Source organism: Buttiauxella gaviniae, from assembly GCF_040786275.1.
Classification (GTDB): domain Bacteria; phylum Pseudomonadota; class Gammaproteobacteria; order Enterobacterales; family Enterobacteriaceae; genus Buttiauxella; species Buttiauxella gaviniae_A.
Genome location: NZ_JBFMVT010000002.1, coordinates 3,057,204 through 3,071,214 on the forward strand (window position 1 = coordinate 3,057,204; position 14,011 = coordinate 3,071,214).

Consider the following 14,011-nt stretch of genomic DNA (forward strand, 5'->3'; position numbering starts at 1 on the left):
GAGTGGCTATTTTTTGTATTGATCGTCGCTTACGTGTTCCAGCCATTCGACCGGGCTGCCATTGAGGGATTCAGCAATCGCGATATGCGTCATGGCATTGTCGGGCGTGGCGCCGTGCCAGTGTTTTACGCCCTCAGGTATCCACACAATATCACCTTGATTCATGTCGTGAATCTGCCCACCCCACTCCTGTAGCCAGCCGTGACCGTGCGTGATAATCAGCGTTTGCCCCAGCGGATGGGTATGCCAGGCCGTGCGAGCGCCTGGTTCAAATGTGACGGTTGCACCGCCGGTGCGTGCAGGTGGCGTGGTCTGGAAAGGTGCATCAATACGGACTCTGCCGGTGAAGTAGCTTTCCGGACCTGACTGAGACGGCTGAGAGCCTGCCTTGATGATTTTCATTTTCTCTTCCATTTTTCCTCCGCTCCGGCGAATGAAGCCGGGCTTAACATGGACAGCACAAGACTGAAGTATAGGAAACTGAGCGCGGCTGGCAGGTTTGCCAGGCAAGATAGTGTATTTCTGTTGTCGGTTTCGGCGAGAAGAGTACCGCTTGAGCCGCAAGGCGATTAGCCTGGTAAATGTGAAAGGAGCTATGAACCGCGCTCATAAATAAACGTATACTGCTGTTTTTATCACACTAATTTGACGGCAGATCCGCGCATGTTAAAAGAGAACTTTAGCGACCTGATTTCATTCCTGGTGGTGGCCCGCGAGCGCAGTTTTACCAAGGCTGCGGCTCAGCTAGGCGTATCGCAGTCGGCGCTAAGCCATGCTATTCGCGGCCTGGAAGAGCGGCTCGAACTGCGTTTGCTGACGCGCACCACACGCAGCGTTGCGCCAACCGAAGCCGGAGAAAAACTGGTGGAAAGCCTCGGCCCGCGTTTCGCTGAAATTGAAGGCGAGCTGGAAGCGTTAATTGAAATGCGCGAAAACCCGGCGGGGAATATCCGTATTACCGCGGGTGAACATGCGGTGGATTCCGTCCTGTGGCCGGTGCTGAAATCGTTCCTCGGTGACTATCCGGACATCAAAGTTGAAATCACCGTCGACAATACGCTGACCGATATTGTCAGCGAGCGCTTCGATGCAGGGATCCGGCTTGGGGAGCAGGTTGCAAAAGACATGATTGCGGTGCGTATCGGGCCTGAGATGAGCATGGCCGTTGTCGGCGCGCCGTCATATTTAGAAAAGCACGGCATTCCGCAAACGCCACAGGAATTGCAAAATCATCGTTGCATCAATATGCGGCTGCCAACCATGGGCGGCCTGTATGCATGGGAGTTTGCTAAAGCGGGGCGCGAACTTAAAGTGCGTGTTGACGGGCAACTGACGTTCAACAGCCTGCGTCAGCGCATTGACGCTGCCGTGGTGGGTTTCGGCCTGGCGTATGTTCCCGAAGATTCTGTGCGAGAAGAAATTGCCGATGGCCGCTTAGTCCGGGTGCTGCAACCCTGGTGTGAATCATTCCCCGGTTACTACCTTTATTACCCAAGCCGCAAGCAGCACACCACCGCATTTGCGCTGTTTGTCGAAGCGTTAAGGTTCAGGCAGTAGATGTGTATGGTGGCTGCCTCAGTGTTTGAATTGAGGCAATGTTGAAAGTATGCCGAAAACCCTTTTTTTAGCAGATATTGTAATTTATTGATTTTTAAAGCATTAAATAAACTGACAATAAAAAGGGTCTAACAGAATGATTATCGACTTTGCCGCTGTTAATCAAAGAGTTATCGCGGTATCTTTCCTGTGCACTGCCGTACAGGCAGCTTAGAAAAAGAAGAAGTCGCGGGAAGCATCTGCATTCCGCGTGCACTGCCGTACAGGCAGCTTAGAAACGCTCCCAATAAACGTAGAACCGGCAAAGCAGGTGCACTGCCGCACAGGCAGCCTGGAATTTTGCAGACTGGATGAGTGATGAGTAAAAAAGTGCACTGCCGCAAAGGCAGCATAAAACGCCTGCATCCAGTCCGAATCTGAAGCGCTGACCGTGCAAATTATGAAGGTAAAATCTGTTTCCTCTCTCGTGATGAAAGAGGAAACAGACTATCAGTGATGTTGGATAAGAGGATGAATTGACAAATTGCGAAGGTAATATTCATTAAAGTTCGAAAAACCACTTTTTTTAATGGCGACCTGCTTATGATGGCTTACGGTTTTAATCGAGATGCCGAGTTTAGCGGCGATACTTCTTTGCGGCATTCCTTCCAGCAGTAAGGTGACGACTTCAAATTCACGATGTGAATGTGTATTTCGGTAGTAGAACTGAGAGTTTAGAGATGAAACTTTTTCATTACATCTCATTAATATTTTTTGTAATTCAGTGAGGGTAATTGTTGGGGGGATAAGAACGCCAGACGGAGAGAGGTTATTTGTTTTTAGAATATAAAACACTTGTTTTTCAGCGATGTAATAGTTAACGGTATTTGGCGCGCCTTCTTGCTCTTTAAGTTGTGATAACAGGAGGTGCAACTTATTATTAGGGATATGCTTAACAGAGAACTTAACGTTTGGCTGGGAGAACGTCTGTAATAGTGTTTCGATACCGGGTAACAAATAGCTGTTGTCGCTTAGGATATAAATGTTTTTCTTCAAACAACTTGATATTACGTTCACGCTATAAATCCTTTTAAAAATATGCGGATGATAAAATATTAGGTTTGTTCACTTTGAAGAATCGAAAAGATTCGCAGGAGACTTTATCATGTATTTTTATTAAAGGAATGACTTGAGGGATAAGCACAAATTAATGAGTAATTAACTTGTGCTTACTATCTATATAAATCAACTGCCTTGTTTAAAGCGGATGCGGCTAAATGTATTAAACTGGAAAAAATAAATTCACTCTCTGGCCCAAATATCACAATGTTCCCGCACAAGCTCGGTCAAAAGCCCCCCTTTGTCGATAAATTGGCGAATGCGGCGGGTGTCGCTGTCGTTATTACGCGTATACCCTTCAATGGCTTCTAAAGCCGATGTCGCCTGAAGCTGCGCTGCATACGGCGCAAGGGTGTCGAGCAGGGGCAAAATATCTTCTGCAAGGGTGCGCTGTTCGCTGGTGCGAACATCCGTCAGGACGCCTTCGAGCCCAAACCGGCAGGCCTGGAAACGGTTAAAACGATAAAGGAGATAATCTTCAGAGCGCGGCACAAAAGGGCGTTCGGTAAGCAGCCAGTGAGCCAGCGCCTGAATAAAACCGGCGATATTTATCGCACGTGAAAGGGTGAGTGGCGTGTCCATCACGCGCACTTCGACGGTGCCGAATTTCGGGCTGGGGCGAATATCCCAGTGCAGATCTTTCATTGATTGCACAATGCTGCTCGACTCCAGGCGCTGGTACATCCATTTAAACTCGTTCCAGTCGCTAACAAAGGGTGCCGGGCCGTTATCCGGAAAGGCCGAGAAAATATTCAGACGCGAGGAGGCGTACGTCGTGTCTCCGCCCTGGATATAGGGCGATGAGGCCGAAAGCGCGATGACATGCGGCACAAATCGCGATAAACCGTGCATTAAATAGATGGCGTCCTCTTCATTTTCACACCCCACATGCACATGCTGGCCAAATACCGTGGCCTGTTTCATCAAATAACCGAAAAGCTCAAGCGTCTGTTTATACCGCTCGCTCTGGCAAATTTCCTGGCGCTGCCATTTTTGAAACGGATGGGTGCCGCCGCCGCAAATGGCCAGATGGTGTTGGTTCGCCGAGTGCAAAACGTGCTGACGCAAAGTAGAAAGCTGGGCATGAGCCTCAGTGATAGTCGGGCATACGCCCGTTGCGATTTCCAGCATGCTTTCAGTGATGTCATGTTTGACTTCGCCTTCTGTCACTGCGCCTTTCAGGGAGTCAATTAGCAGGGATGAATCCTGGCTGAGGTCGTAGGAAGGAGGGCTGATTATTTGCAGCTCCAGCTCAATACCGAGCGTATACGGGTCAGAATGAACAAATTCAGTTAATGGCATACTGGATTCTCTCTTATGTATCTGGAGTCTGAATTGAGTATAGCCAGACGCGGGAAAAGCACGCTCTCTTTAAAAGGTTTTTACACCTTTATTAAGATAAGAATTATCCATGCCTGATGAATGCAATAAAAATAATGTAAAGAATGTTCAACTAATTAAAAAGTGCTCTTGCGGTTGCAGATGGAATCATCAGCCAGCATTATAGGCGTTGGATTAGAAGGAGCTATTATGAAAGATTTGGTTTCACTTTTGAGCGAGTTTGGCATTGTTATTGACCAGACAACTTCGCTGTTTATTGTGCTGGGTATTATTTTTGTCTTTGCACTGCTGGTGCATTTTATTTTGCACCGCATCGTGTTGCGGGCATTTGAGAAAAGGGCCCGTTCCAGTCAGCACCTGTGGCTGCAAATAATCACTGAAAATAAACTGTTTCACCGGCTGGCTTCCACGCTGCAAGGGATAATTGTCAATATTCAGGCGGTGTTATGGCTGCAAAAAGGCAGTGACATCAGCACGATATTAATTATTGGTGCACAGCTCTGGATTATGCTTTTCTCTTTGCTGGCGTTATTTTCTCTGCTGGATGTTATCTATAATTTCTCGCAGAAATTTACCCTGGCTTCCAATATCCCCTTGAAAGGAATATTCCAGGGGGTGAAGTTAATTAGCTCGATTGTTATTGGTATTATGATTATCTCGAGAATCATCGGCCAGTCACCGGCGATCCTGATCAGCGGCCTGGGAGCGATGGCGGCGGTGCTGATGCTGGTGTTTAAAGACCCTATTCTAGGGCTAGTGGCCGGTATTCAGCTTTCCGCAAACCGTATGTTAAAGCTGGGCGACTGGCTGGAGATGCCTAAATATGGTGCAGACGGTGCGGTAACCGATATTGGCCTCACCACGGTGAAAGTGCGTAACTGGGATAATACCATCACCACCATTCCGACTTATGCGTTGGTCTCTGATGCCTTTAAAAACTGGAGCGGAATGTCGCAGTCGGGTGGGCGTCGTATTAAACGCAGTATTAATATTGATACCACCAGTATTCATTTTTTGTCGCCAGAAGAGATAGCGCGTTTAATGCAGGCAAGGCTTCTGAAGCCTTATATGGATTCGCGCAGTAAAGAAATTGAAGATTATAACCGCACGCACAATAGCGATGGCATTTCGGTATTAAACGCCCGCAGTATGACGAACGTCGGGACGTTTCGAGTCTATCTGAACGAATATCTGAAAAATCATCCCCACATCCGCAAAGATATGACGCTAATGGTGCGCCAGTTAGCCCCCGGCGCGGAAGGTTTACCGATTGAAATTTATGCCTTTACGAATACAGTGGTGTGGCTGGAATATGAAGCCATTCAGGCAGACATTTTTGAGCATATATTTGCCGTGGTCGATCAGTTTGGTCTGCGTGTTCATCAGGCGCCCACCGGCAATGATATTCGTACCCGTCATACTTCAAGCTGCAGGTGCGTTGGCAGCTCTCAATCACCCGAATCACTTACTTGAGTAAGCTCATCGGGATTCCTTCGATTGCCGCCTTCCTGCAACTCGAATTATTTAGGGTATATACCCGCCATACTTCAAGCTGCAGGTGCGTTGGCTGCTCTCAATCACCCGAATCACTTACTTGAGTAAGCTCATCGGGATTCCTTCGATTGCCGCCTTCCTGCAACTCGAATTATTTAGGGTATATACCCGCCATACTTCACGCTGCAGGTGCGTTGGCAGCTCTCAATCACCCGAATCACTTACTTGAATAAGCTTATTGTGATTCTTTTGATTGCCACCTTCCTGCAACTTGAATTATTTAGGGTATATACCCGTCACACTTCAAGCTGCAGGTGCGTTGGCAGCTCGTAGGTCGGTTAAGCGCAGCGCCAACCGACAAAAATGGAACGGTATTCCCATCCTACAACTGAACCTCACACATCCCTTTCAATGGAAAACCAGCGCCGCCAGATAAAACGAATCACGAAATATTCAATGGCACCCAACGCCAGGAACCACAGGCAGAAAATAATGGTGTAGAGCTGGTTCATATCCAGCAAATGGAACATCTTGATGAGTTTTTGCGCAAGGTCAATTGTCAGCGCAGGGGCGGGGAGTAGCAGGCAGGAAAAGAAGGCCAGCAGCAAGATGCCGCCAGCACTCATCAGGGTTTCGAGAGGGTGTTTCATGCAGTTGTTACCCCGGACTCAATCGTTGAGTTAAAAAACATATTGTCCGGGAAAATATCTGCTGATTCAAATCCCTGCTTTCCCGAACGCAATCCGGGAAAGCAGGGCAGGAGAATTACAGCCCTTCGGTACTCTCTTTCTTCGCTTCTTTGGCAAGAACCGATTGATACCAGCGCGGATGGTGTTTCTGCGCCCAGCGGCGGCTAACTTTGCCGACGATCATGCCTTTAATCGAGCCTTTTACCCAGAACGCCATGTACATATGCACCATAATCGCGAGGAGCAAAACGATGGCGGATGTGGCGTGGATAAGCAGGCCGTAACGCACAATCTGAATCGGGAAGAACCCGGCAAAGTACGGGCGCCAGATAACAATCCCGCTCACCAGCAGCACAGAAATCATGCTCATGATGGTCCAGAACATCATCTTCTGCCCGGCGTTATATTTGCCCACCTTCGCCACTTTATGCTCGTTGCCTTTGAGCACCTCGACAATGCCTTTCACCCACGGAATATCGTGTTTGTCAGGAATGTTGTGGTGCACAAAGCGCACAAACATAAACATCAGCATCATAAAGATCGCCACGCCGAAGAACGGGTGCAAAATACGCCCCATCTGCGGGGTGCCGAAGGTTTCCGTCAGCCATTGCAGCGTTGGGAAGAACAGCGCGATGCCGGAGAGCGACACCAGGAAGAAGCAAATGACCACCGTCCAGTGACAGGCGCGGTCGATAAACTTCGTTCTGACAATCATCTTGCTCTGCTTAGTCATGATGTTCCTCCTCGTCTTCATCCACCTCTTCGTTCGGCCCGATGCCAATGTAATGGAAAATCAGACCGGCGAAGGTGGCGATGAAACCTGCCGCCGACAACGGTTTGAGGATCCCTTTCCACAGGCTGACTGATGTATCAATTTTCGGGTCTTTCGGCAGATTGTGGTACAGCCCCGGCTGGTCGGCGTGGTGCAGAACATACATCACGTGCGTGCCGCCAACGCCTTCCGGGTTGTAGAGCCCCGCGTGCGCATAGCCGCGCTTTTGCAGCGTCGCCACGCGCTGGTCAGCCAACTCCAGCATGGCCTTCTTGGTGCCAAAGTGAATCGCACCGGTCGGGCAGGTTTTCACGCAGGCAGGCTCCTGGCCTACGCTTACGCGATCGACACAAAGCGTGCATTTGTAGACGCGGTTATCGTCTTTATTCAGGCGCGGAACGTTGAACGGGCAACCGGCGATACAGTAGCCGCAGCCAATACAATGTTCCGACTGAAAATCGACGATGCCGTTAGCGTACTGAATGATCGCTCCGGCAGACGGGCATGCCTTCAGGCAGCCCGGATCTTCGCAGTGCATACAGCCGTCTTTACGAATGAGCCACTCCAGCTTGCCGTTCTGAGTGGTTTCGCTAAAGCGCATAACTGTCCAGGATTTGGCGCTGAGATCGGTGGGGTTGTCGTACACCCCCACACAATGTCCCACCTCATCACGGATGTCATTCCACTCGGAACAGGCGACCTGACAGGCTTTGCAGCCAATACAGCTTGAGACGTCAATCAGCTTCGCGACTTCATCTTTGTAGTCGCGAGCCTGCGGCGGCGGCGTAAAACCGTTAGTAGCCGAACGCTTAATAATATCCTGAGATTGCATGGACATGAGTTCGCTCCTTACGCCTTCTCAATGTTAACCAGAAACGCCTTAAACTCCGGCGTCTGTGAGTTGGCATCGCCTACGGCAGGCGTCAGCGTATTGGCCAGATAGCCCTTCTGCGTCTTCCCTTCAAAGCCCCAGTGCAGCGGAATACCGATGGTTTCCACCTGCTGACCATTGACGTTTAGCGTCCGGATACGCGGGGTGACTACCGCTTTGGCACGAATAAAGCCGCGTTTATTGCTGACTTTGACGGTATCACCGGTGGTGATGCCTTTCGCTTTTGCCAACCCTTCGCTTATCTCCACAAACTGTTCCGGCTGCGCAATGGCGTTAAGCCGTGCGTGTTTGGTCCAGGTGTGGAAGTGTTCCGTCAGGCGGTAAGTTGTCCCCACATAAGGGAATTCCTTATGCGTACCCAGGCGCTTCGCGTCGGCTTCAAATATGCGAACGACCGGGTTCGACACCACGTTCGGGTGCAGCGGGTTCGTCCCCAGCGGCGTTTCATACGGCTCGTAGTGCTCAGGGAACGGCCCTTCTGCCAGCTTATTAAGCGCGAACAGACGCCCCAAACCTTCCTGCTGCATGATGAACGGCCCAACGTTCGCTTCCGGCGGCGAATTGTTGAAGTCAGGAATGTCGTAGCCAACCCATTTTTGCCCGTTCCACTCAATAAGCGGACGTTTTGGATCCCACGGTTTACCTTTCGTGTCAGCAGACGCGCGGTTATACAGCACGCGGCGGTTCATCGGCCATGCCCAGCCCCAGCCAAGAGTGGTGCCCAACCCAGACGGGTCCGCGTTATCGCGGTTCGCCATGCGGTTGCCATTCTCAGTCCAGCTTCCGGCGTAAATCCAGCAGCCCGAAGAGGTGGTGCCGTCGTCACGCATTTGAGCGAAGGAGTCCAGAAGCTCGCCTTTCTTACGCAGCAGGTTGCCTTTATCGTCGTACAAATCCGCCAGCGCATAACCGTTGTTTTCTTTCGCCACTTCTTCCGCAGAAGGGTGGAAGAACTGGTCATAGTGCCAGCTCATATTCATCAGCGGCTCGATGCCCTTGCCGCCTTCCTGGCGGTAAAGCTCGCGCAGTTGATGGAGCAGGCCAGCCAGGATTTGCCCGTCGGTACGCGCTTCGCCCGGTGCATCCGCACCTTTCCAGTGCCACTGCATCCAACGGCCAGAGTTGACAATACAGCCGTCTTCTTCGGCAAAGCAGGTGGACGGCAGGCGGAAGACCTCGGTCTGAATGCTCGCGGAATCCACATCGTTCATCTCGCCGTGGTTCTGCCAGAAATTAGAGGTTTCTGTGACCAGCGGATCGATAACCACCATGTATTTCAGCTTGCTGAGGGAGGCGACCAGCTTGTTCTTATCCGGCGTGGAGGCGATCGGGTTAAAGCCCTGGCAGATATAACCATTCACTTTGCCCCGATGCATCATGTCGAAGTAGCGCAGCACGTCGTAAGGCTGATCCCACTTCGGCAGCCAGTCGTAGCCCCACTGGTTCTCAAGGGTCGCCGCATCGCCGTAGAGATGCTTCATCAGGCTAACGAAGAACTTTGGATAGTTGCTCCAGTAGTTAACCTGCCCAGGCACCACGGTTTTTGGCGTATTGGCGTCGAGATAACTTTGCAGATCGACATGCTTCTCGTTCGGCAGAGCCAGATAACCCGGAAGCGTGGTCGCCAGCGGGCCGATATCGGTCATGCCTTGCACGTTGGAGTGGCCGCGAAGCGCGTTAACGCCGCCGCCAGGCATGCCCATATTCCCGAGCAGCAACTGGATCATCGCCATGGTACGGATGTTCTGCGCGCCCACGGTGTGGTGAGTCCAGCCCAGCGCATAAAGGAAGCTGGTGGTGCGATCAACCGCACTGGTGGAGGCCAGCACTTCGCAGACTTTCAGGAAATCTTCCCGCGGCGTACCGCAGATATTTTCCACCACGTCCGGCGTGTAACGGGAAACGTGCTCTTTCAGCAGATTCCAGACGCAGCGCGGGTGGGTAAAGGTGTCATCGCGAAGCGGAACGCCTTCACTATCAAACTGGTAGTTCCAGCTTGTTTTGTCGTACTGGCGAGTCTCGGCGTCAAATCCGCTAAACAGGCCATCGTCAAAGCTGAAATCGTCCCGTACCAGCAGGCTGGCATTGGTGTAGTGCTTAACGTATTCAGCGTTAATTTTATTGTTGTTAATCAAATACAGAATCACGCCCAGCAGGAACGTAATATCGGTGCCCGAACGGATAGGGGCATAAACATCTGCAATTGAAGCGGTACGGGTAAAGCGCGGATCGACAACGACAATTTTCGCATCGTTGTTTTTTTGCGCTTCCAGCGCCCAGCGGAAACCTACGGGATGAGCTTCTGCCGCATTACCGCCCATCACGACGATAACGTTGGCATTTTTCATGTCGATCCAGTGGTTCGTCATGGCACCGCGACCAAATGTTGGAGCAAGACTTGCTACCGTTGGTCCGTGTCAGACGCGCGCCTGGTTATCTACGCCAAGAATCCCTAGTGCCCGAACAAATTTGTTGGTCAGTGCGCCGTTTTCGTTACTGGCAGCCGAGGCGCAAAGCATTCCGGTCGTCAGCCAGCGGTTCACCGTGACGTTATGTTCGTTTTTCTCAACAAAGTTTGCGTCGCGGTCGTCTTTCATCAGGCGGGCGATGCGCGTTAAGGCATCATTCCAACTGATGCGTTGCCACTTATCAGAACCTGGTGCGCGATATTCCGGGTAAGTCAGGCGGCTTTCGCTGTGGATGTAATCGAGCGAACCTGCGCCTTTCGGGCAAAGTGCCCCGCGGCTTACCGGATGATCCGGGTCACCTTCGATGTGGAAAATACTGGATTTAACATTGCCTGAGCCGTCTCCGGCCATGCTGTACATTAATAAACCGCACCCAACGGCACAGTAGGTACACGTATTACGAGTCTCTTTGGCACGCAGCAATTTATAATTGCGCGTTTCCGCGAGCGCCATTTTCGGCGCAAAACCAAGAACCGCTACCGTTGTCCCTGCCATCCCGCCTGCACAGATTTTAAAAAACTTTCTGCGGCTGACGTTCATCCTAACCTCACTGTTATGACGTATGAATGGCGGCGAAAATAGCAACTGAAGCAGAAGGGTTATTGAGTAAAATCAATTCGCTAAGGATTGAGTAGTGAACCTACACTTAATGAGTAGGAGGCGGGGAAAGACCAATAACCATAAAGAGTATATGAATATAGGCTTAACACCGGGCCGCTAACTTGCTATAAAAATTCGTCAAAATAATAAGCCTTATGGCAAACACCACACCATCATAATCAGGACCCACTATGTTAAAGATTCCCAATACCCAGGTCATTTACGCCATGAGCCGCGAAAACGCGCCGGTGGCGACGGTTTCGAGCAATACCGATGTCAGCTTCGCGACCTGCGACTGTTTTTCTGACCAGATACAGACCGCAGAAGCCGTCTTTAATCAGCTCGACTGGCAGCGTATTAACCCGGCAACCGGCCCGGTATTTGTTCAGGACGCTAAACCTGGCGACGTGCTGAAAGTAGAAATTAAAAGCATCACGCTGCGCGGCGATCGGGCTGTAATGGTCACGGCTCCGCAACTGGGTGTTATTGGGGATGAACTGACCGAACCGCGTATTTTAGTGGTGCCGATTGATAACGGCAAAGCGCAACTTCCCGGCGGCGTGCGCGTGGCGATTAACCCGATGATCGGCGTGATTGGCGTGGCGCCGGCGGGGGATGCGATCTCTTGCGGTACGCCTGACAGCCACGGCGGAAACATGGACTGCAAAATGATTACGGCGGGCAGTACGCTCTATTTGCCGGTTAACGTCGAAGGGGCGCTGTTTGCGCTGGGCGATCTGCACGCCGCAATGGGCGATGGCGAAGTGTCGGTGTGCGGCCTGGAAGTGGCGGGGGATGTGGTGGTGAACCTCAGCGTGATTAAAAACCGCGCTCTGCCAACGCCAATGCTCGAAAACGACGACACCCTTTTTACTCTGGCATCCGCCTTAACGCTGGATGACGCCGCAGCCCTGGCAACGCGGAATATGGCGCACTTTATTGCCGACAATACCGATGTCTCTTTGCCTGACGCCATCAACTTACTGAGCATCGCGGGTGATTTGCAGATTTGCCAGGTGGTCGACCCGCTGAAAACCTGCCGTTTCGCGCTGCCAAAAAGCGTGGCGCAGCAGTTGAAGCTAAAGATTTAATCGCGGTGCAATAAATCCCCGTAAATTTCAGCCAGCAGCCCGCCCACGGCGAACTGTTTTTTAATCCACTGGGTGACTTGCCCGGTGGCGGCGTGTTGGGTTGCCAGCAACATGCGTGAATCCTGGCGCGGGTTGTTAATCTGACGGGTAACCAGCAGCCCACTCTCCTGGGCTTCGCGCACCATATAACTCGGCAAAAAACCCACGCCTTCCCCCAGAATCTGGCACTGGCACTTGGTGTTAAAATCCGGCACCAGAATTGCCTCCTGCCCGTGCAGCAACCAGCCTACCTTTTTGTTGAGCGTCAGCGCCGTGTCTTCCACCATGATATTGGGATACAGACGCAGTTGGCTTTCGGAAATCGGCTCCGGCATAAACGCCAGCGGATGCGTGGGGGCGATGGCAAACTCCCAGCGAATCGCGCCAATTTCGGTGTAATCAATCCCGCCCCCGTCGAGCAGCGTATCCGGCGCGCCAATCGCAATATTTGCCTGATTATTGATAATCGCGTCCCACACGCCGTTGTACACCTCGGTGGTGATGGTGATCAGGCAGGTGGGAAACTGTTTTTTGAGAATTTGCAGCAGTTTTGCGGTGTGGCGCGGGGTGTAAAGCAACTGATTAATGCAGATGCGCACCTTCACCTCAATACCTTGTGAAATGGTATCGACGCCGCGTTTGATGGCATGGAAATCGTTCAGCAGCTCCGTCGCCTTGCGATAGAAATAGTAGCCGGATTCCGTCAGTTCAATGCTGCGGGTATTGCGCACGAAGAGAACCACATCGAGATAAGTTTCGATCCGCTTGATGGTGTAGCTGATGGCCGATGTGGTCACGCCCAGCTCCACCGCGGCTTTGCTAAAACTGGCGTAACGGGCAGCGGTAGTAAATGCCTGGAGGTTTTCTTCGGTGAAGATGGAGTTCATTTTTTACCTCTTGTCGGGTGGCGCTAGCGCTTACCCGACCTACGGCCAGGTAACGGTTTGTAGGTCGGGTAAGCGTAAGCGCCACCCGACGCCGCATTGTTGAATGTATTTGTAATTCTTATGATCCCAGCCGCAGTCTTGAACCATATTTAACACTGCTGTTACAAGTGATTTGAAGAGTATCACACTTCTTGAATCTGCTTTTACCCGCTATCGACAAGGGCTGGTGGCTATCCTGCCAGTCGGGACTAAAGTGCGGTGAAAACGGTTTTATCCCAGGTAAAAGATTGCGCTGACCCACATTTTTCTCACATTGTTGAGATTTGTTCAACAATGCTGTCATTAACGATGAATGATTTTTAAACGGATGTTAAAGCGCTCAGAGTGTTGCTATTCTCAATTTATCGGAAATAGCATCAGGAGAATCGGGAAATGTCTCAGAATGAATTAACCACAGAATTTCTAAACGCCGCCGAACAGGGCAACCTGGACGGGCTAAAAAATTGTCTGGCAAAAGGCGTGGATATTAACGCCACAAATCGCCAGCAAAGAACGGCGATTACTCTTGCCAGCCTGAATAAAAAATATGACTGCGTGGAATATTTAATTGCTGCCGGAGCCGATATTAATAAACAGGATCAAACCTGTTTTAACCCTTTCTTATTAAGCTGCCTGAATAACGATTTAACGCTGCTGCGCCTGATATTACCGGCTAACCCAGACCTGAATGTATTATCTCGCTTCGGTGGAGTAGGCATTACTCCCGCGAGCGAAAAAGGCCATGTCGAAATTGTGCGTGAATTACTGACGCGCACCGAAATTAACGTCAACCACACCAATTTTGTCGGCTGGACGCCGCTGCTCGAAGCCATTGTATTGAACGACGGCGGCGCGAAACAGCAAGAGATCGTCAAGCTGCTGCTGGAGCACGGTGCCAACCCGCAAATGACCGACAAATACGGCAAATCACCGCTGACATTAGCCCGTGAAAAAGGCTACCACGAGATCGCCGAACTGTTAGTTAACGCCGGGGCTTAAACCAGGAGACGCACTATCGCCAGCCATTTCTCGCGGCAGTGCCTC

General features: G+C 51.1%; 12 protein-coding genes. 4 read left to right on the top strand and 8 right to left on the bottom strand.

What is annotated here, in order from left to right:
• Nucleotides 1–6: 6 nt before the first annotated feature.
• Nucleotides 7–414 carry a (R)-mandelonitrile lyase gene (locus AB1E22_RS14805; protein WP_437178386.1) on the bottom strand — a complete coding sequence of 136 codons (408 nt, stop codon included), beginning with the start codon at nt 412–414 and terminating at the stop codon, nt 7–9.
• 249 nt (nt 415–663) lie between these two features.
• On the opposite strand from AB1E22_RS14805, the gene AB1E22_RS14810 reads away from it, so the two are divergent.
• A complete protein-coding gene (locus AB1E22_RS14810) occupies nt 664–1,557 on the top strand; it encodes a LysR family transcriptional regulator (protein ID WP_367595996.1) in 894 nt (297 codons plus the stop codon).
• A gap of 489 nt (nt 1,558–2,046) precedes the next feature.
• On the opposite strand, the gene AB1E22_RS14815 is transcribed toward AB1E22_RS14810, so the two are convergent.
• Together AB1E22_RS14815 and AB1E22_RS14820 are read right to left on the bottom strand one after the other, a co-directional pair.
• Nucleotides 2,047–2,613, bottom strand: a complete 567-nt coding sequence (locus AB1E22_RS14815) for a helix-turn-helix transcriptional regulator (protein WP_367595997.1) — start codon at nt 2,611–2,613, stop codon at nt 2,047–2,049.
• Nucleotides 2,614–2,838: 225 nt separating this feature from the next.
• Nucleotides 2,839–3,957 (bottom strand): YbdK family carboxylate-amine ligase, encoded by a 1,119-nt coding sequence (locus tag AB1E22_RS14820; protein ID WP_367595998.1) that lies wholly within the window; start codon nt 3,955–3,957, stop codon nt 2,839–2,841.
• 228 nt (nt 3,958–4,185) lie between these two features.
• On the opposite strand from AB1E22_RS14820, the gene AB1E22_RS14825 reads away from it, so the two are divergent.
• Nucleotides 4,186–5,469 carry a mechanosensitive ion channel family protein gene (locus tag AB1E22_RS14825; protein WP_367595999.1) on the top strand — a complete coding sequence of 428 codons (1,284 nt, stop codon included), beginning with the start codon at nt 4,186–4,188 and terminating at the stop codon, nt 5,467–5,469.
• Between the two features lie 416 nt (nt 5,470–5,885).
• On the opposite strand, the gene AB1E22_RS14830 is transcribed toward AB1E22_RS14825, so the two are convergent.
• From AB1E22_RS14830 to fdnG, 4 genes are all read right to left on the bottom strand, one after another.
• A complete protein-coding gene (locus AB1E22_RS14830; RefSeq protein WP_367596000.1) occupies nt 5,886–6,140 on the bottom strand; it encodes a DUF1158 domain-containing protein in 255 nt (84 codons plus the stop codon).
• Between the two features lie 115 nt (nt 6,141–6,255).
• On the bottom strand, nt 6,256–6,912 hold the full coding sequence (gene fdnI / locus AB1E22_RS14835; protein ID WP_367596001.1) for a formate dehydrogenase-N subunit gamma: 657 nt from the start codon (nt 6,910–6,912) through the stop codon (nt 6,256–6,258).
• A complete protein-coding gene (gene fdxH, locus AB1E22_RS14840; protein ID WP_367596002.1) occupies nt 6,905–7,789 on the bottom strand; it encodes a formate dehydrogenase subunit beta in 885 nt (294 codons plus the stop codon). Before fdxH ends, fdnI begins: the two co-directional genes overlap by 8 nt.
• 11 nt (nt 7,790–7,800) lie before the next feature.
• Nucleotides 7,801–10,851 (bottom strand): formate dehydrogenase-N subunit alpha, encoded by a 3,051-nt coding sequence (fdnG, locus tag AB1E22_RS14845; protein WP_367596003.1) that lies wholly within the window; start codon nt 10,849–10,851, stop codon nt 7,801–7,803.
• 251 nt (nt 10,852–11,102) lie between these two features.
• Between fdnG and AB1E22_RS14850 the strand changes: the two genes are divergently transcribed.
• Entirely contained in the window at nt 11,103–12,002 is a 900-nt protein-coding gene (locus tag AB1E22_RS14850) for an acetamidase/formamidase family protein (protein ID WP_367596004.1), read from the top strand.
• Here the strand turns inward: AB1E22_RS14850 and AB1E22_RS14855 are convergent.
• Entirely contained in the window at nt 11,999–12,928 is a 930-nt protein-coding gene (locus AB1E22_RS14855; protein WP_367596005.1) for a LysR substrate-binding domain-containing protein, read from the bottom strand. The two genes, AB1E22_RS14850 and AB1E22_RS14855, sit on opposite strands and share 4 nt — an antisense overlap.
• Nucleotides 12,929–13,360: 432 nt before the next feature.
• Here AB1E22_RS14855 and AB1E22_RS14860 point away from each other — a divergent pair, with 432 nt between their 5' ends.
• Nucleotides 13,361–13,966 carry an ankyrin repeat domain-containing protein gene (locus tag AB1E22_RS14860; RefSeq protein WP_367596006.1) on the top strand — a complete coding sequence of 202 codons (606 nt, stop codon included), beginning with the start codon at nt 13,361–13,363 and terminating at the stop codon, nt 13,964–13,966.
• Nucleotides 13,967–14,011 lie beyond the last annotated feature (45 nt).

Bases quoted from the DNA above. Each gene is read 5' to 3' on its own strand.
- AB1E22_RS14805 (WP_437178386.1), bottom strand. From the start codon at position 414: ATGGAAGAGAAAATGAAAATCATCAAGGCAGGCTCTCAGCCGTCTCAG.
- AB1E22_RS14850 (WP_367596004.1), top strand. From the start codon at position 11,103: ATGTTAAAGATTCCCAATACCCAGGTCATTTACGCCATGAGCCGCGAA.
- AB1E22_RS14860 (WP_367596006.1), top strand. From the start codon at position 13,361: ATGTCTCAGAATGAATTAACCACAGAATTTCTAAACGCCGCCGAACAG.
- AB1E22_RS14830 (WP_367596000.1), bottom strand. From the start codon at position 6,140: ATGAAACACCCTCTCGAAACCCTGATGAGTGCTGGCGGCATCTTGCTG.
- AB1E22_RS14820 (WP_367595998.1), bottom strand. From the start codon at position 3,957: ATGCCATTAACTGAATTTGTTCATTCTGACCCGTATACGCTCGGTATT.
- fdnI (WP_367596001.1), bottom strand. From the start codon at position 6,912: ATGACTAAGCAGAGCAAGATGATTGTCAGAACGAAGTTTATCGACCGC.
- AB1E22_RS14825 (WP_367595999.1), top strand. From the start codon at position 4,186: ATGAAAGATTTGGTTTCACTTTTGAGCGAGTTTGGCATTGTTATTGAC.
- AB1E22_RS14855 (WP_367596005.1), bottom strand. From the start codon at position 12,928: ATGAACTCCATCTTCACCGAAGAAAACCTCCAGGCATTTACTACCGCT.
- fdxH (WP_367596002.1), bottom strand. From the start codon at position 7,789: ATGTCCATGCAATCTCAGGATATTATTAAGCGTTCGGCTACTAACGGT.
- AB1E22_RS14810 (WP_367595996.1), top strand. From the start codon at position 664: ATGTTAAAAGAGAACTTTAGCGACCTGATTTCATTCCTGGTGGTGGCC.